General features: G+C 54.9%; 11 protein-coding genes. All 11 read right to left on the minus strand.

Annotation, left to right across the window (positions count from 1 at the left end; genetic code table 11):
• Nucleotides 1-261 precede the first annotated feature (261 nt).
• Entirely contained in the window at nucleotides 262-1,413 is a 1,152-nt protein-coding gene (locus K1Y02_17475; protein ID MBX7258156.1) for a response regulator, read from the minus strand.
• 6 nt (nucleotides 1,414-1,419) lie between these two features.
• Nucleotides 1,420-2,631, minus strand: a complete 1,212-nt coding sequence (locus K1Y02_17480; GenBank protein MBX7258157.1) for an HDOD domain-containing protein — start codon at nucleotides 2,629-2,631, stop codon at nucleotides 1,420-1,422.
• A gap of 5 nt (nucleotides 2,632-2,636) precedes the next feature.
• Complete coding sequence (locus K1Y02_17485; protein ID MBX7258158.1) at nucleotides 2,637-3,788, minus strand: response regulator; 1,152 nt, start codon at nucleotides 3,786-3,788, stop codon at nucleotides 2,637-2,639.
• A gap of 41 nt (nucleotides 3,789-3,829) precedes the next feature.
• Entirely contained in the window at nucleotides 3,830-7,186 is a 3,357-nt protein-coding gene (locus tag K1Y02_17490) for a PAS domain S-box protein (GenBank protein ID MBX7258159.1), read from the minus strand.
• Nucleotides 7,183-10,446: a PAS domain S-box protein gene (locus K1Y02_17495; GenBank protein ID MBX7258160.1), complete on the minus strand. Its 3,264-nt coding sequence runs from the start codon at nucleotides 10,444-10,446 to the stop codon at nucleotides 7,183-7,185. Before K1Y02_17495 ends, K1Y02_17490 begins: the two co-directional genes overlap by 4 nt.
• A gap of 33 nt (nucleotides 10,447-10,479) precedes the next feature.
• Nucleotides 10,480-10,926 (minus strand): response regulator, encoded by a 447-nt coding sequence (locus tag K1Y02_17500; protein MBX7258161.1) that lies wholly within the window; start codon nucleotides 10,924-10,926, stop codon nucleotides 10,480-10,482.
• The gene (locus K1Y02_17505) at nucleotides 10,916-12,757 is read right to left on the minus strand and encodes a PAS domain S-box protein (protein MBX7258162.1); all 1,842 of its coding nucleotides are present in this window, start codon (nucleotides 12,755-12,757) and stop codon (nucleotides 10,916-10,918) included. The genes K1Y02_17500 and K1Y02_17505 overlap by 11 nt, the downstream gene beginning before the upstream one ends.
• A gap of 125 nt (nucleotides 12,758-12,882) precedes the next feature.
• On the minus strand, nucleotides 12,883-13,278 hold the full coding sequence (locus K1Y02_17510) for a response regulator transcription factor (GenBank protein MBX7258163.1): 396 nt from the start codon (nucleotides 13,276-13,278) through the stop codon (nucleotides 12,883-12,885).
• The gene (locus tag K1Y02_17515) at nucleotides 13,253-13,507 is read right to left on the minus strand and encodes a hypothetical protein (GenBank protein ID MBX7258164.1); all 255 of its coding nucleotides are present in this window, start codon (nucleotides 13,505-13,507) and stop codon (nucleotides 13,253-13,255) included. The genes K1Y02_17510 and K1Y02_17515 overlap by 26 nt, the downstream gene beginning before the upstream one ends.
• A gap of 289 nt (nucleotides 13,508-13,796) precedes the next feature.
• Nucleotides 13,797-14,450 carry a response regulator transcription factor gene (locus K1Y02_17520; GenBank protein ID MBX7258165.1) on the minus strand — a complete coding sequence of 218 codons (654 nt, stop codon included), beginning with the start codon at nucleotides 14,448-14,450 and terminating at the stop codon, nucleotides 13,797-13,799.
• Nucleotides 14,441-18,346 carry a PAS domain S-box protein gene (locus K1Y02_17525; GenBank protein ID MBX7258166.1) on the minus strand — a complete coding sequence of 1,302 codons (3,906 nt, stop codon included), beginning with the start codon at nucleotides 18,344-18,346 and terminating at the stop codon, nucleotides 14,441-14,443. Before K1Y02_17525 ends, K1Y02_17520 begins: the two co-directional genes overlap by 10 nt.
• Nucleotides 18,347-18,869 lie beyond the last annotated feature (523 nt).

An 18,869-nucleotide genomic window follows, 5' to 3' on the forward strand; every position in this document is an offset into this window, starting at 1 on the left:
CCTTGTCGTGCCCATTAAGGGGTGAGTGGGTCAAAAGGAAATCTGTCGACAGCTTTGGGCGCGATTAAACGCTCGTTGGGTTGTGAGCGACTTAACTTCAATCGCCACAACCACCTGTGAATTCAATAACTTGCGACTACTGAACGAGTATCATTTTTGACGAGCCACACGGATCGTGAAAATGGAGACTGAACCGAGGATATTTCATATCTGCCATTGAATGCTTATCTGAAGGTACACCAGAGATAGACCAGTCTCCTGTCAGATACGAATTTTGATTTCTATAGGTTCGGTCAATCCCTTAAGTTCCGCGAATTTTTTCAGACGAACGAGTAGCGCCTCGGAAAGTTCTGTCCCTGCCGCCACGAGTTTTCTGCCATCGGCAGTCAATATATCCGAGGCCAGAGTTAGCCCTGCCCGGACTTCTGCAAATGGCATCTGAAGTCTTCTCCAGCAAGATTCGGGCATTTCCAGCGTAGTCGCTGTCCCGACAGCTGCTTGGAGTACGTGCGGATCGTACCATCCTTCGCGCCGCGCCATTTCGTTGATTGCTTCCTGCTTATCGAGGCCTGAAGCACGCAACTTCAGGAGATCGATTGCTACCTTAAGGACCCTTGCACCGAGTGGTATGTCTTTGCCAGCCACGCTGTCCCCTGGGAATCCGCCGCCGTTGTATTGCTTATCTTGGTAGAGCACAATCCTTGCAACATTGTTGAGGCGTGGGATGTGTTGCAGAAGTTCTTGGCCGATGGCAGGAATAGTGGCGAGCATCTGCTGTTCGTCGACGTTTAATTGTTCGCCCCCGGCTACCTTCCCAAGAATCTCCTGCGGAATTGCCATATATCCGATCTGGGACAACACTGCCGCCATATCGAATTCCCACGAATTGGGTACCTTCAGTCTCGCTGCTAGGTCCTTCACCGTACTTCGCACTTGAAGTGTGCGTCCAAAGGCATCCGGGCGGACCCAAGAAAGGATCTCTACCAGGAGTTCTACAGCGCCGTTCAACGTACCCTCCAGAACTTCCTTCTCTGCCATAACAAGCCGATACTGTTTTATCCCGGCAATGAGCGATTCGCCCATTAATTGGGAAGGGCAAGGCTTCGTCAGGAAGCGGAATACATTGCCGCTATTGACGGCGTCCATAGCTACTCGGATGTCCGCATTTCCGGTGAGCATCATGCGTACCGTCTCCGGCGCCAGCTCCCTGGCCTTTTCGAGGAATTCGACGCCATTCATAAGGGGCATGTTCATATCCGCCACTACAACCGCAAAGGGTCCCTTTTCCAGAAGTTGCTTCAATCCTGCGTGAGGGCCCTGAGCTGTGTGAACCTTGAGTGCATGCTGCAATTTTCGTTGGTAGGCCTCCAGGATGTTTGGGTCGTCGTCCACAAACAGAACACGTTCTTCCATACTTACTCACCCCCCTCCTCTTGAATCGAGAGCCTCACATGCCGCACGCCATGCCTCATATCTGCCATCCATTCCAAGGCCGGCGAGGTAGGCATGATCCACCTCCGGAAGCGGATACTCTGCATTCCCGACGCTGTTAGACCACGCAAGCGCGTCCGCGACATGCACCGCCGTAACTGGCGAGAAACCGGCACCAATGAACTCGGTTGGTCTGTGGTGATAAGCAACCGCCTCCACAATTGGATGGGGTAACCCCCATATTCCGAGCAAATACGCCCCAATTTCTGCATGCGTACAGCCGAGCAACTCCTTTTCGGCCTCTGATTGGCGCACCCCGTTGACCATGGCGTAGTCGTATGCGTGAGTGAAGTCTTCTTGACAAGCAGCAGCCAGGACAAGTTCTCCACAATCGTGCAGAAGGCCCGCCGTGTAGGCATCGTTGACTGAATCCTTGGATGCACTCTCGGCGAGAGCGATCATCTGTGCATAGGATCCCACTTTTAAGCTGTGTTGCCATAGCCTGTCGAAGGAAAACCCCGAAGGTAGCTTCCTTTCCTGCACATTTGAAAACAGGCCCGTCATCAGCACAAGCGCTTTAATTGTCTCGAATCCCAATAGGGCTACCGCCTGAGATGCGCTGGAGACACGCTGCCTGAACCCGAAGAAGGCAGAATTCACTAAATGAAGCACCTTGGCCGTCATCGCGAGATCGCTTTCCATTAGAAGCCCCACGTCTTTAGCTGAAACATCGGGAGAACGAAGCTTCTCGCAAAGTTTGGCATAGGTCTGAGGCATTGGCGGCAGGCTTTCAATCTGAGACACTACAGCCCGCAGCGAATCGCTCTGGAGCAGGTCCCTAATGGCGAAAGCGCGGTCCACACATTCTTTCAGCAATGTAGGCTTGCAAGGCTTGGTGAGAAACTGATGGGCCTCTCCTACCGTACGGTAGAGGGTTGCTGTATCGGACTGGCCGGTCAGTACGAACCGGATAGCATCGGGTTGTCGTTTCTTGACGATCTCCAGCAGCTTCGCTCCGTCCATTCCCGGCATGCGCATATCCGTAACGATAACGTCGAAATGTTCTCGCTGCATAATATCGAGAGCTTCTTGTCCGCCAGAGGCAAATCCAATGCGCCACTCGTGTTGAAAGGGGAACAGCATGCGCTGCAACCCCTCGAGAATATTGGGTTCGTCGTCCACAAATAGAATGTGCTTCATCACTCTCAAACCTTTGAGAAGGAATAAGAGTTTGGTCCGGCAAGTCGGACATAAGTCTCATCGATCTTCGTGACATTAGCGACAAAGATCTGCACAAGGTCGGGATCAAAGTGATGTCCAGATCCCTCCTTCAAAATCGACAAGGCCCTTTCACGAGGAATGGGTTTCTTGTAGGGGCGTTCAGAAATGAGCGCATCGTACACATCGGCCAGCGCCACAATTCGCGCCTCGAGGGGGATGGCGTCTCGTGCCAAACTGTCCGGGTAGCCCGTCCCATCCCATCTTTCGTGATGGTGGCGCGCGACAGCGCACGCCATTTCAATCATGGGCAGTCGGTTGCCGCCCGCCAGAGAGAGTAAGAGCGCCCCGTCATGGTCCTTCAGAGGCGCGAAGGCCCTGGGGGGCTGGCGAAGAATGTCCTCACCAATGAGGGTATGACGCTCCATGACTGCTCGCTCATCAGGAGTGAGTTGGCCCGGCTTAAGGAGAATGCTGTCGGGTATTCCGATTTTGCCGATATCGTGCAGAGGGCTTGTTTGAAGAAGCAGTTCCACATCGCATGGTTTCATGCCAATTTCCGCGGCCAGCAAACACGAACACCATGCCACCCGTGCAACATGATTTCCCGTCTGGTCGTCTCGATACTCGCCGGCCTTCGCCAAACGCCATATCACCTCACGATGGGACCGCTCCAAATCTCTTGTGCGCTCTTTGACAAGGCCGTCCAGCAGCTTAACCTGGTCACTGAGGCGGTCTTCGTAGTCTTTTATGCGCAAGACGCTGCGTAATCGGGCAATCAAGTCCTCCCGAGATACGGGCTTGTTCAGCAAGTCCGTTGCCCCGCAGTCCAGTGCTCGTCGCTTCAATGTACGGTCGCCTTCTCCCGTGAGAATAATGACGGGAATTCGGCGAAGACTATTGTCCGCGTGCATTGCAGCGACTAGCTCAAACCCATCCTTTTCAGGCATACGTATGTCCGTGACCACGGCGTCAAAGGGGATTGTCTTGAGCACTGCCAGTGCCTCGTCCACACCTAGGCAGAACTCTGGTATCCAATCGACATCTGACTGGTGCAGCAGACGGTCAAGCATCTGAAGAATATTTGGCTCGTCATCGACGAACAGTATTCTTTTTCGAGATTCTTTTGCCGTATTCATCTTCATGCGACTCGACTGGTAAATCGTTGAATGCAGCCCGCCTAACGAACCCGTGCCTGAAGGTCTAATATGCTTGTATCATCTGACTGTACATCTGCCTGCGGAGCATGGATTGGTAGCCGTATAATGAACGTACTTCCCTTCCCTACCTCGCTTTCGACGGTGATCGTTCCTCCGTGCTTATCCACAATTACGTTGCGCGCGATTGCAAGTCCTTGTCCCGTTCCACGACCCACGCCCTTCGTCGTAAAGAAAGGGTCAAATATGCGGCCCAGTATGTCCTTGGGGATGCCCGCGCCGGTGTCGCTTATGCGCACCTCGGCCCAGTTGCCTTTTTGCTGGGTACTCACCGTAATCCTGCCTTTGTACTCCGCCTTGTCTCCCACGACTTCCCCGATGGCATGTGCTGCATTTACAATCATGTTGAGAATGACTTGGTTGAACTCACCGGGAAGGCAGAGTACGCAAGGAAGGCTTTCATCCAGCTCAGTATACAAGTCAGCTACGTACTTCCATTCGTTACGCGAGACAGTGACCGTGCTTCGGATACACTGATTCAGATCAACTTGCACCTTTTCAGCGGTTCCCGGGTGCGAAAACTCTTTCATAGCCTGAACGATGGACGAGACGCGACCCACTCCCTCAATGGACTGCTCGATTGCCTTCGGTATTTGATCGACGAGATAGTCCAAGTTCATTGAATCTATCAAGTTCTTCGCCTCGGAAAGGGACTCCGAAGGAACACTGCCATACGATGCCTCACTTACCATGCGACGAAGCACCTCAATCAGCGCGGTGAGGTTATCGTACGCAATCCGTAGAAACTCGATGTTGTCGCCCACATACTGCGTGGGCGTGTTGATTTCGTGCGCAATGCCCGCCGCCAGACGTCCCACAGCCTCCAATTTCTGTGCTTGTCCCAATTCCTGCTCAAGCCGCCGCCTCTCTGTGATGTCATCCATCATCTTAATCACCGACACTACATCTCCTTCGGAATTGTGAACAGGACACGCAACAAGACGATAGCTGCGAGTTTCCCCATTGACATGCAGACTGAGAGTCGCCTCGTGCGTATGACCATCCGCCAATGTAGCTGCGATGGGAGATGAAGCAGGATCGGCATCGCCTGACGTGTCCGCAACGGCTCTGTGTGAAACGGACAGCTGACCTGGTTCGACGTCTGGAAACCATTCCCTCATCTTACGGTTGACTTCAATGATCCTCATGTCCGGGCCGATTAGAGAGACGCCAAGGCTTATGTTGTCGACAATCTGCCGGACCTTTTCTTCGGATGCACGTAATGCATCGCGCGAGCGGACATTCCTCAAGGCAACAGACGCCTGTTGGCCAAATGCCGCCGCTAAGCGCGCATCCTCTTCCGTGAAATCACCATCCTTGTTTGACAGCCCCAGCAGACCTACGGCCTTATCATTGAGCATGAGCGGGGCAAACAAGACGTTGCGCAGCGAAACGTGCCCATCTGGCATAAACTTCACCCACTCAGATTGACTAAAGTCATTCTCGAATACGGGGCACTTCAGACGGTACGCTTCAGCGCGCAATCCGCGGATGGGCATGGGAAGGGAAGGGTCCACACTACAGAAAGCGCCACCAGATTCTAGGAAGAGAACCTCATTCTCCTCTCCCTCTCCTGATAGAAGAGCAACATAGCCGGCCGTAGCACCGGTGACTTCGCGGCACGCATCGAAGACCTGGCGAGCCGATTCGATGAAGCTTTCACAGTCCAGGATAGCCCGCGCCGACTTCAGTAGCATGGCTACTTGCCGCTCCCGCGCGCACGATTCCCCCAAGGCATCCTGAAGGTTCTGCTCAACAAGTTTTCGGGCAGAAATATCCCGGATGACACCGACGGCATGCCAGTCTCCGTGTACCTGGACTCCAGAAAGCGAGATTTCAATAGGGAACACAAGACCATTCTTCCGTAGAGCCGTCAGTTCCAGCGTTTTCCCTACGGCCTGCCCTTGACCGGTGTTACGGAAATGTGCCATTCCCGCTTCGTAGTTAGCCCGGTATTGCTCAGGGGCAAGCAGCGCGTGAAGGTCCTTGCCAAGTACCTCACCCGCGGTCCAACCAAAGATGCTCTCGGCGCCGGAGTTGTAGAATGTGATTCGTCCATCTCCATCCATCATCAGGATCGCATCCTGCGCAGCATTCGTCATTACTCGGAACTTTTCCTCGCTCTCCCGTAAGTCGTCTGCGTGCTTTCTCTGCTCCGTAATGTCCCTGACGGTAGCTTGAAGGATGGTTCGGTCGCCAAGGTCCGTCCGAGTCAGGAGAACTGTCGCAGGAAATTCTTCACCTCCAAGTCGTTTGTGCCGCCACTCGAAAAAATGACTCCCTGCGTTCAAGGCCTTCTGGATCATTTCCATGGCCATCTCGACGGACTGACGTCCGTCAGGTTGGGTCTCAGGTGACAGATCTCCGAGTCCGAGTGCTACAAACTCTGCCTTCTCGCGACATCCAAACACATCCAGACACGCTTGGTTCGCTGATGTAAAGCGCCACGAAGGAGGTTCCAGCGTCATGATGGCGTCCCGTGAAGCCATAAACAGTGTGCGATACCGCTGTTCACTCTCTCTCAGAGCTCTTTCTGCAAGTTTATGCCTCATTCTGTCGCGCGCAACGATAAGACAGCCCCATGCTTCGCCGTCGTTGCGTAAAAGAGGCGCGGACGAGAATTCGAAGACACCGTTCCACATGTCGTGTTCCGTGGAGAGTGGACCAGCGGCTTGGAGGTGATGCGTGAATGGGCACTCAGCCAGAGAATGTGGCGTACCGCACAAGGCCTCATGGCACTTGCGACCGTTGAGCAGGTTCACGTCGACCCCGGCGATGTTTGCTGCTGTGCGGTTGCATCGAATGATGCGTCCCGCGAAGTCGAGCGCAATTATGGGATCAGGGGAAGCGTCAAAGGTGGCCTGCCACTCCTCGGCCAGGTCTCTCATACGCCGCCACGCCACTTTGGCCTCTCGATACTCTCGTGCGCGGCGAATGGCATGAGCGAGCAATTCGGGATTGCAGGGCTTCTCAAGGAAGTCGAAGGCACCCAGTTTCATCGCTTTTACAGCGGCCGAGACATTTCCTGTCCCTGTCAGAACGATAGGAATTGTATTAATCTCTTGCTGTTGAATCGCCGCGAGCACGCCAAACCCATCGAGTCCGGGCATGTCCAGGTCAATTAATGCCGCGTCGATGTCTTCCCCTAAAAGCAAGGTCAATGCTTCATGGCCGTCAATAGCGGTAGAGCACGTAAAGCCCTTGTCAATCAATTCACGTGACAGCATCTTCAGAAGCAGGCTATCGTCGTCTGCGATGAGAACATCGACTTGCCGCGAACCCTTACTCCGCTCCACGTCGCGTGACTTCGTGGTCCTCATGGCGTCGTTTCCTTTTCAGAATTCTGTTCGCCTTCGGGATCGGAAAGATGAGCGTCCAATACTAAACGGATCTTCTGAAGGAGCACCTTGGGTGAGTAAGGCTTCTGGAGGAATTCAATCCCTTTGCTCAGCAGAAACTCCACGTGGACCGTACTGGTGCTGTACCCACTTGAAAAGAGGAATCGTAGACCCGGCTTGCGTACCTTTAGAATTTCGTAGGTCGCAAGGCCGCTGGCTTTGGGCATCACCACGTCAAGAAGAGCAAGGTCAACGTGCTCTTTGTGGGCCTCGAAGACTTCCAGGGCTTCCTCGCCATTGTTCGCAATTAGCACGCTATATCCCGCAGCCTCCAGAATCCGTTGCGCGAGTCGCTGGAGCGCGGGGTCATCTTCGGCCAGGAGAATTGTCTCCGTGCCACCCACCTCAGGATTTGCCTCATCTTTGTCTTCTACGAAAGACGCCTCTCGGTCTACCGAAGGCAGGTAGACCTTGAAGGTGGAACCCTGTCCCCGCTCGCTATATACCTCAATAATTCCGTTATGCTGCCGCACGATGCCATAGACGGTCGCGAGTCCAAGTCCAGTTCCCCGTCCCAGTTCCTTTGTCGTGAAAAACGGTTCAAAGATGCGTTCGAGAGTGGCCTTATCCATGCCGCAGCCTGTATCTGTGACGCTGAGCAGGACATGACATCCCGGATTCGCGCAATTATGCCGGCTGCAATACTCGTCATCGAGAATGACATTCTTCGTCTCGACCTCCAGCGTACCACCTTCTGGCATGGCGTCTCTGGCGTTGACGCACAGGTTTAGCAGTATCTGCTCTATTTGGCCGCGGTCGGCGTGAATCGAGGCGAGTTCAGAGCCCTCGGTCACATGGATTTTAATGTCTTCTCCAATAACGCGTTTGATCATTTTCATTAAGTCACGGACGACATCGTTGAGATCCACGTCCTCGGCCTGAAGGACTTGGCGGCGGCTGAATGCCAGCAATTGACGCGTCAGGCCGCTCGCGCGTTCAGCGGCATCCCCGATTTCGCAGGCGAACTCGTGAAGAGGAGACTCTTCTTCCACACGATCCTGCAGCATGGCGACGTACCCGATGATGGCTTGAAGGATGTTGTTAAAGTCATGAGCCACGCCTCCAGCCAACTGACCTATAGCCTCCATCTTCTGGGCTTGGAGCAGACGTTCTTCTTTCCGGAGTTCCTCCGTAATGTCGCGCTTCACAGCCACATAATTGATTATTCTCCCAGAAGGGTCGCGTACCGCCGATATGGTGGCATCCTCCGTATATAGGCTTCCGTCCTTTCGGCGGTTCACGAAGCGTCCTTTCCACAGACCCCGAGTTGAAATGGCATCCCAGAGACTTCGGTAGAAGGCATCGTCTTGCTCACCGCTTTTCAGTATGCGTGGGTTCTGACCGACGACTTCCCAAGCGCTGTATCCTGTGAACTGTTCAAAGGCGGGATTCACGTACTGGATGACGCCTTGAAGGTCCGTGATGACCACGGCCTCCGCCGCGTGCTCAATCGCCAAGGCCAAGCGCGTGCGCTCCCTCTCAATCTGCCTAGCCGCCGTAATGTCTTGAACAATGCCCATGAACCTTAGCGGACTGCCGTCATCCGCGCTTAACGTCTGCGCCCTGACATGGACCACCTTCTCTCGCCCGCTCGGGAGACAAAGCCTGCAGTCCAGCGCGCAATCCGTTCGGTTCTGGCGGGCCCACTCAATGTCTGCTCTCGCTTGGACCTGGTCCTCGGGATGAATTAAAGAAAGCAGGCTCTCCAACGTGTCCATTCCGTCAGCGGGCGCCATCTCGCAAATGGCGCTCATTTCCTTCGAGCACCAGTGAGCATTTGTCCGAAAGTCATAGTCCCAGCTACCCATGCGGGCGAGCCGTTGCGCCGCATCGAGATTGGCCTCACTTCGCTCAAGAGCGGCCTCCTCCTGCATATGCCGAAGAAGGTGCCACATTTCGCCGACAAGCGCTTCAAGAGCGGCGGCATCCGTCTCCGTGTAGTCCGTAGCCTTATTGGCGACGGCGCCTACTGCTACAATTCGCATTCCCTCAAGTACCGGCACACACAACTGTCGCGTGAACGTCACATTGCCTTCCTGGTCGACGCGCTTAAAGTGGGGGTGTGTTGTGCAATCATTGACGACCACTGGTTTCCGCTCACGTACGGCCTCAGCCCATGGTCCGATTTCGACACTTGGGAAAACCATCGAATTGCTCGGCCCTGCGCATCGATCCATGAAATCTTTAGACCATGCGTGATATGTCAGGGTCCTTTCATCAGGACTTAGCGTTCCGACAAATGCACACGGGCTGTCGAGAGAGACGGCAGCAGCTTCGACGGCGAAATTGACAAGCTCCTGGGGCGATGCGCTGCTGCGCCGGTTCAGCTCAAGCAACGCGTTCATGCGGCGGTCGTGCAATAGCAGCGTGCCTTCCGTGCGTTTGCGATCCGTCAAATCCGTCATCACGTGAACGGCGCCGCAAAAAGATCCCTCCTTGTCCAGCAACGGGTCCACGGTTACTTGAATCCAGCGATCCTTCGCCTGGAACTCCATGGTTTCTCTGCGTTTGGTGTGCCTTGCGCATTCAAAGGGACAATTGGCGACAGGGGCACAGGTCCCGTGAACGACTTCAAAACAATGACGCCCTAGAATCTCCGAAAGCGGTCTGTTGAAAAGTCTCGACATGGCCTCATTACAGCGCAGGAGCCGGCCTTCAGCGTCAACTACACACACGGCATCGCTCATGGCGTCGAACGTAATGCGCCACTCGCGCGCGGCTTGCTCCAGTTCGCGTTCCGCGGCGGCATTCTCCTGGCGGAGACGCGCTCGTTCCATCGCCTGATGGACGGCCGGGCCAAGACGCTTAAGGTTCTCCTTGAGGACGTAGTCGTCCGCTCCCGCCTTGATGCACTCAGCAGCGACCTCCTCGCTAATCGATCCGGTAACAATGATGACGGGAGTGCTTGGCGCGCGTTCCTTGACCAACTGCAATGCTTCTATTCCATTGAACCCGGGCATAGTGTAGTCGGAAAGGACAAGGTCTGGGCGGAAAACATCCAACGCTTCCAGGAACATTTCTCGCGTCGCCGCGTGCCGGCTTTCAAACGAAGCGACTACGCGCCGCAGTTCGCGTGCGACCAGGTCGGCGTCTCTGGAAACGTCTTCAAGGATCAATACCCGCAATTTCTTGCGGCTGCCCACAGTCGGCAAAGAGGTCGTCCCTGTTTTGACGTGATTCATAATGGCTCCTGTAAAGACTTTCGCTTTCGTCTCTTAGCAGCCCGGAACCTGATTGTACAAAAGCCAATACAAGCCGAGTCCCCCAACACAATCGAGGAACTTGTCAAAATCAACAGGTTTTTGGATATAGCTATTAACGCCCAGCTTGTAGCTCTCGACTACATCTCTCTCTTCGCGCGAAGACGTTAGTACAACGATTGGAATACTCTTCTTTGACTCGTCGGACTTGATCTGCCGCAGTACTTCGAGACCATCGACTTTCGGAAGTTTTATATCGAGAAGTATCACCTTCGGCGTGTCGTTTGGGCCGTTATCCGCGTATTGGCCTCGTGCGAAGATATAGTCCAAAGCCTCAGCTCCGTCCCTGACCACAAAGACTCTGTTGGCCAGATTCCGCTTTTTCATGGCCCGCAGAGTCAAGTCGATGTCGCGTGGATTGTCCTCAACGAGAAGAATCTCGACAGGTCTGTTAATAGACATCTTCCGGACCTCCATTCCCGAGCGGCAGACTGAACCAGAATGCCGCACCCTTGCCGACGTCGCCTTCTGCCCCGACCCGACCACCGTGCTTTTCCACGATGCGACGCACTAAAGCCAGGCCCACACCGGTACCTTCATATTCCTCGCTTCGGTGCAACCGCTGAAACACGTTGAAAAGCTTGTCCGAATACCGTTCATCGAACCCGACGCCATTGTCGCGGACGCGATAAATGACCTCACTGTCATGCCTATTGCCCGTCACTTCGATGACGGCTTCAGCTTGCGGGCGCGTGAACTTCACAGCGTTACCGAGAAGGTTGCGCAGAACTTCCCGCACCATGGCTTTATCGCCCCGGGCTGGTGGAAGCGGACGTAAATCAAGTCGCACCACGCGATCAGGACATCCGTCCGTGACTTCCTGGAAAACCAGTCTCACCATGGCCTCAATATTCAGATCCTGCAGCACCAAGTTCTGTCTGCTCATGCGGCTGAACGCAAGCAAGTCGTCAATAAGCAATCCCATCTCCTTGGCGCAGTCTCTGACTTGGACAAGCAAGAATCGGCCATCCTCGTCTACCCGATCAGAATAGTCATCAAGCAGAATCTTGCTATAGCCGTCGATGGCGCGCAGTGGCGCACGCAGGTCGTGGCTGACCGAGTACGCAAAGGCCTCCAACTCCTGATTGGCAAATTGAAGCGCGGCCGTCCGGCGGGCGACTGTGCGCTCTAGTTCGGAGTTGAGGATGCGTAGTTGTTCTTCCGCTCTTACTCGATCCGTGACGTCAGTTCCGACGGCGAGCACTTCTGTCACGTTCCCCTCCGAGTCGAAAACCGGCTTGTTGGTCCATGCCATCCACACCCTGCTGCCATCCCGGCGGACATTCTCATTGACGTTCTTAAAGTAGCGCTCGGGCCTCCTCACAATATCTTCGATAAGATTGCTCAAGTCTCTGCCTGTAGACTCGGTCCTAGGCACTATAATGGCTACGCTCTTTCCGCACGCCTCATCCTCGCGATAGCCGAAGAATTCTTGCGCGAACATATTGAAGAAGGTAATTGTGCCATCGGACTTCCATCGAATAATCGCGCTGTTGGCATTCTCTACGAGTTCGGCATACCTTCTTTCACGTTCGCGAAGCTGGCCTTGTCGGTATTCTCTCTCGGTTTGGAACTCGACCTCTCTGGCGTCCTTGTCCCACTCCAATTCGCGCTGGTGGAGTGCGAGCGACTTTACCTTTCGCCGCAAGACAACATAGAACAAGGTACCGACGGCAATTGCCAAGGCAAGGGCTGCAATGATGAGATACAGGCCAATGCGCCGTGGACCCGCGCCGACTTCTGTCTGATCGACTTCAGCGTCGGGCAATCTAGGGGAATCGGGTACGGGCTGGCCATAAGCGAGCACAAGAGCGCCGCGTACGTTAACTTCTGGGTGGAGGAAGTAGATCGCAGAATAGGCTACATAGTTGCGACACATCTGCATCCGGTAGAGAATCTGAAGCTTGGATTCTTCCGAATCTGTTCCTTCCAGCCACTCCTGTATGGGGAGCAGCATGGCTGAATACGCGCCAAGGACCCAGCCATCAGCAGCGACTTCAACCCGGCATTTAGCGATTTGGCTGGCACTCTGGTGCCCCACCGAGCGCGGTTGTTCGACCTGATGCGGCCCCATGGAACAACGAGCACAGTGGGAAAAGAGGTAACCGAAAGCCACGAGGACAGTAGCTGCTGCACCAACTGCGGCGATTAATGACCAGGGAATTATACGGGCGGGGAGGGTCTCCGCTTTCTCAAAACACTTACGGCAATTCTTCTGTTCAGATGAGTTCATCTCGCCTTCTTCAAAGGACGTGCCCGGACTCTTTCAGCGCTCATAGTATTTCAGGTGTTAAATCGTCAATAGGCTCACATGCAATGCTGATGTTGCCTCCCTCGTAATTGCATCCGTTTAAGATGCTATGCCTGTCTCGTCGTTTCGAAGATCCATTGACACAAGGCTTGCTTCAACAGAGTCGGTAATTTGCGCGGTGCCTCATCCTTAAGCACGTATGCCCGTGCCCCGGCCTCTTCTGCTTCCCGCCTGTAGTGGTTGTCATCGTGTGCGGTCAGCACAATTACGTCCAATGCCTCGTAGGCGCGTCGGATCTCACGAATGGTGGTGAATCCGCTCCATCCAGGCATGCAGATATCCATCAGCACAACTACCGGTTTTATGTCGCTGATTATCTCGGCGGCTTCTTCGCCACTCCTCGCAGTGAAGAACGAACACCCGGGAAACAGCGCTCCCAGCCACGTAGCCAAAGAAACGAGAACTTGCTCGTTATCATCAACGATCAGAATGGACGGCTTCATATGGACCAACTCCTGGAGTACGCAGTTGTCCGCACAGCCCGTCACCACGATTTCCGGCGCTTCTCTTCTTCAGCCCGTCCACCAACTCTAAGGTGTTCATTCCCGGCATCAGTAGATCGGCGATTACGAGTTCGACTGGAAAGGCGCACCTTCTTGTCCGCACCGCAATCTGCGGGGTTTCATCGCCGCAGCTGGCTGTTGTGACTTCGCAGCCTGCATGTCGAATCATCACGGCGAACTGATTTCGGAAGTCTTCCTCATCATCGGCAACCCGAATGTGGGCACGCTTGCCGATGATTCGGTCCTCCGAGCAGGGTCACCCCGCATTTCCTGCATCCTTAACTCGCAGTCACGACACATTCATATCCTGCCTCAAGCAGAGGTACCCGGCCATCAGGAGATCGCGTGATTTCGGATGAGGATTTGCTTACTAAGAACGGGCCAGCGCTCTATGAATTCCCTTTGCTACAGACACAGACATGCCAAAGACTTGCCGGGTAAGTAGATGTGCACGCCAGTCAGGGTGCAGGAATGAGGCCGTGGGCAATAGCAAAGCGGATGAGGGTGGGAAGATCAGAGACGTTGAGTTTCCGCATGAGATGGCTGCGGTGGGTGTCGACGGTCTTAGGCGAGCAATGGATGATGGCGGCAATTTCCTTGCTGGACTTGCCTTCCACCACTAGCTGCAGTACTTCGCGCTCCCTTCTGCTGAGTAAGGCAAGAGGGGAACTATCCGCCTCGGATCCCCGCCGCCGAATGTAGTCGTCCAAGACGGTTTCGGCAATCGTCTGGCTCAGGTAGCGGCGCCCGGCCATCAGTTCGCGCACCGCCTTTACGACTTCCCGCCCGGCGCACTCTTTCAGCAGATAGCCCATGGCCCCTGCCTCGAGTGCACGAAAGATGTGCTCGGACGTATCGTGTACCGAAAGAATGACAACTCGTGTTCGAGGACTCACCTCGCGAATTCTATGGGCTGCTTCGATGCCGTTCAGATTCGGCATCGTCACATCCAGCAAAGCGATGTCCGGTTGGTGTTCCTTTGCCAGGGTGACCGCCGCGTATCCGTCACCGGCATCACCGACCACACGGATGCCTTCCTGATTCTCCAGGATTAGCCGCAGCCCGTCTCGCATCACGGCATGGTCATCGGCAAGAATCACGCTCAGTGGCATTCGGGTTTCTCCTGAAAATCAACGCTTATCGTGGTCCCTTTGTTGATTTCGGATGCAATGCGCAGTATCCCTCCGATCGACTCAGCCCGCTCACGCATACTGATCAGTCCTATATGCCCGGGTTCCCTGGCCGAAGACACACTGTGCGAATCAAAGCCGCAGCCGTCGTCTGTGACTGTCATGCGAATTTGACCTTTGCTTCGACTGATGCTGATTGTTGCCTGTGACGCGCGCGCGTGCTTTCCGATATTGGCAAGAGCCTCCTGCGCTATCCGGAAGAAGGCGGTCTCAACATCCCTCTCCAGCCTCGGCTCGGGAAGTTCTCCAAAAACCCCAATAGATATTCCCATGCACTGACGAGACTGCTCCGCCAGCCATTCCAGGCTAGCCAAAAGTCCGTAATCGTCGAGTACCAGCGGGCGCAATTGCGCAATCATGTTCCGGATATTTCGAGCCGTCTGCTCCACCATGTCCAGACTCTGTTCGATCTTCGCAGTAATGTCTGCCGATACGTCCGCGGGGACCTTTGCGCTCACATAACCAAGATTGACGCCAATACTTGAGATGGATTGGGCAACTTGATCGTGTAATTCCCGCGCGAGTCTCTTTCGCTCAGCCTCTTCGGACTCAGACAGACGGCGGGCAAGAAGCCGCGCTTGCTGCCGCGACTCCCTGATCCTGTTTTCCGTCTGCTTCCTCTCCGTGATATCACGCACGATGGCCCACATACCCTCCGGTTGTTCCGCCTCGTCGCGAATCAGGAAGGTGCGCAACTCCACCGGGAAAATCGTACCGTCCTTGCGCCGGTACTCTTTCTCATACACGTCAGAGTAGCCGCGGACCATGACTTGCTCCTCGACAATGCGTCGATCGCAATCGCGCCACTTGTCTGGCGTAATGCTTACATATGGCATATGACTAAGCTCGTCTCCCGAATACGCCAGCATCTCTTGGAATGCCCTGTTCCATTCCTTGATGTGCCCCGCCATGCTAACCAGCACGTACGCGTCAGTCATGGATTCGTGAAGCCGGCGATATTTCAACTCCGACCGGCGCAAAGCCAATTCCGCTTCCTTGCGATTTGTGATGTCGGTGTGGGTGCCGCTCATTCGTAGCGGTTTTCCGAAAGCATCGTACGCTACAACTCTCGCCTGGTCCAAAATCCACTTATACCCGCCGTCTTTGGTCCGCATTCGATATTCCATGCGATGTGCCAAAGTCCGACCTGCCAAGTGGTCCTGGATGGATTGCCAGGCGCTCGCCCGGTCATCGGGATGGTGAAGGTCGATCCAATTCCGGACCGTAAACTGAAGTTCCTCAGGTGTGTAGCCTAGCATTTCCGCCCATCGGGCATTTCGTCGCACCTCACCGGTAGCAATGTTCCAGTCCCAGTACCCGAGTTCGCTGCCTTCGATCACTAGACTGAGTCTCTCCTCGGATTCGTGGAGAGCCGCCTCGGCCCGCTTGCGTTCTGTAATGTCCTGGACTACAACCATGAAACCCGCTATCGGATCCCCGTCATCTCTCATGGGAAACCAATCTTCGCGCCATGTCCGTAATTCGCCGGGCGCAGCGGCAGTCTCGCCGGAGAACTCTATGTCGCTAATCCCATGACCGGTTCTGATGATCTCCGAAATGACTTCCCTGACCTTGGCTTCCAGAGAAGGAACGGTCTCCCCTATTGTTCTGCCCAGATGAGCTTTCGCTGGTATCCCATTCATTTCCGCAAGCCGCTCATTTATTCGGACGAACCGAAGCTCTCGGTCCAGTACGGCCAAGCCGATGGGGGCGTTATCGTAGTATGAGGCAATCTCCGCCGATTGGCGTGCAATTGTCTCCTCCGCCCGCTTGCGCGACGTAATATCAAGCATGGCACCAACCACGCGCACGGCTTCACCCGCCGTGTTCCTCATGATGAATCCCCGGTCAATGACGTCCGCGTAGCTTCCGTCGGCTCTCTGAAAGCGATACTCGTCATCCCAGTAAGTACCCGCAGGATCCTCCACAACGCCAAAGAAGCCGGCCTTGACCCTTTGCCGATCTTCCGGATGGACTCGATCCTCCCACCAGGAGACCGTCTGTGGCTTTTCCACTATGTCCGTCCAACCGAAAACAACTGCCGCCGACTCGCTCCAACGCTGTGAATCATGGAGAATGTCCCAGTCCCAGACGACGTCGTTGGTAGCCTTCTGAGCAAGCCTCAGACGCTCTTCGCTGTCTCTCAGTGCCTCCAGCGTCCGCTTGCGCTCGGAAATATCAAAGAGCGACACAACGGCACCGATGGTAGACCCTTCGTCGTCCCGCACGGGCTGAGCTCCTGCCGAGAGCCATACTATCGTTCCGTCGGCCCGGGGGATGCCCATCTCCATATCGCGGACCGTAGCGCCAGTCTTGATCGCGCGCTTCCACGGCTGCTCATCAAAAGGAAGAGGGGTCCCGTCGCTGCATTGAGCTCGTTGAAATGGGTCGAGAGAAGTATCTGTGAGTTCTTCATGCGTCATGCCCAACAGATCTTGTGCCGCATTGTTCAGCCTTATTACCCGGCCGTGCCTGTCAAGAAGGAGAACACCTTCTGTGAGGGACTCGAGTATGGTCCGATTCTCCGCCTCGATCATCTGGAGCGTCTTCTGAGCAAGTCTTCGTTCAGTAATATCCGAGAAGTTGCCGAAGATACGGACAATACGGTTGTCCTTTAACTCCGCTTGTCCCGTCGTGCGTATCCACATCCTTTCGCCACTGGCATTTGTGAAGCCGAGTTCCAGCTCGTAGGGCTTGCCGGCTTCCACGCAGCGGCGAAACGCTTCCTCAATCGTTGCTTGGTCTTCCTCCGCGTAAAATGAGATATCTCTTTCAATATCGTTTGGGTCATATTCACGGCGGTCTACGCCGTAGATGCGATAGACCTCGTCCGTCCACACGATTCGGCGCGTTGCCACGTCGTACTCCCAACTCCCAACCTTGGATATCTCCTCCGTCCGTTTGAGCAGTGTCTGTGCTTGTTGTAGGGAAGCGAGGGTGCGCTCGGCGGTGTGGGTCCCCGCAATGATGTTGGCAATGGATTGTACGAACTGGATGTCGTCTTGCGTGAACACACGATGCTGTTTCGTATGCACACCCAGCACCCCGAACGGAGCGCTAGGCGAACCGATGATCACGCTCATGCCGCCCTTCACCGCATGGCGATTCAGCAGGGCCGGGTGCGCAAACCGGTTTTCAGCGTCGAGGTCCGTCACCACTACAGGTTTCCCGGAAAGTAATGTATATCCCGCCTGAGACTCCTGGCCTGTTCCCACCCGGGCCTGCCCCACCGTTCCTTCGGCCCATCCAAACCCCGCACGAAGCACGAACTCTCCGCCGCCGGGAAGTAGCTCAAGGACCTTACAGTACTCCGCATCGAGCATGCCGCTCACGACCCGCACAGCCTGGTCGAGAAGATCCGGAAGCGGCATTCCGGTCAGCGCTGCGCAGCCGAGCTCTGCCACGGCCTGTTGCTGACTTTCGCGCCGCTGTAATCCGCAGACAGTCTCGTCCTGAAGTTTACGAGCCGCTATGAGTAACCAGGCTACTAGCCACAGCGCCACGCAGCCCAACAGAAGATTGACAGACGGAAGATCCGGGCGGATGGTTGCTGGCGAAGAAAGCATTCCCAACCACATGAGGGCGGTGCAGGCGCTAGCAACCCACAATGTGCTTCGCGGGTTGCGAGCCCCCCAAGTCAAGGACAGCGGAATCAGGTACAGTAGCCATTCCGCATATCCTCGTGGAGTAAGCGAATCCAACGCAAATATGGCGACCATTGCGCCGACCGCCAGCACGAGAGGCTTCCGCAGCACTGAGGTCCATCTGAGCTTCCTGCGTGGGATTGGAGGTTCATTGCCATTGCGCTGATTCTCCATAGTCGGACTCCCCCTAATGCACGGATTTGTGCAGAAGCGGTTGAAGTCATCTTCGGACTTCGGAGGTGCTCTTTTTGGTCGACCCTAGGCAGCAACGGATCAATTAGATTTGTGCGACTTCACTCTTAATGCGTTGAGCGCGCCTCTGCGACTGGAGCGGCAGACGCTTGCCGCAAACAACACGTATCGTCTCGCTTGAAAGCCGATTCAACCCTCATCGCGCCATTATACCACTACTTCACAGGACTCACGTGTTTATTACTTCGCAGTTTATTACTTCGCAGAAAGTTGTGATTCAGTTAAGAAAATGTTTGGGATTGATGCCGACGACTTTTGGATTATGAACCCAACAAGGCTTGCGTCATAAGCTTATGCCGTTCCCAAACATCAGAAGCGCAACCGTGTCCTCGGCGGCACAATCTGATACCTATGCGCTGTTGACTTACCGTTGCGCCCAAGGTTCTTGCGTTTATGGTGCTACCCCAATTGTCACGGCGACTTCGTAGGCACCTAGTCTCTGGTC

The organism is Candidatus Hydrogenedentota bacterium (assembly GCA_019695095.1).
Classification (GTDB): domain Bacteria; phylum Hydrogenedentota; class Hydrogenedentia; order Hydrogenedentales; family SLHB01; genus JAIBAQ01.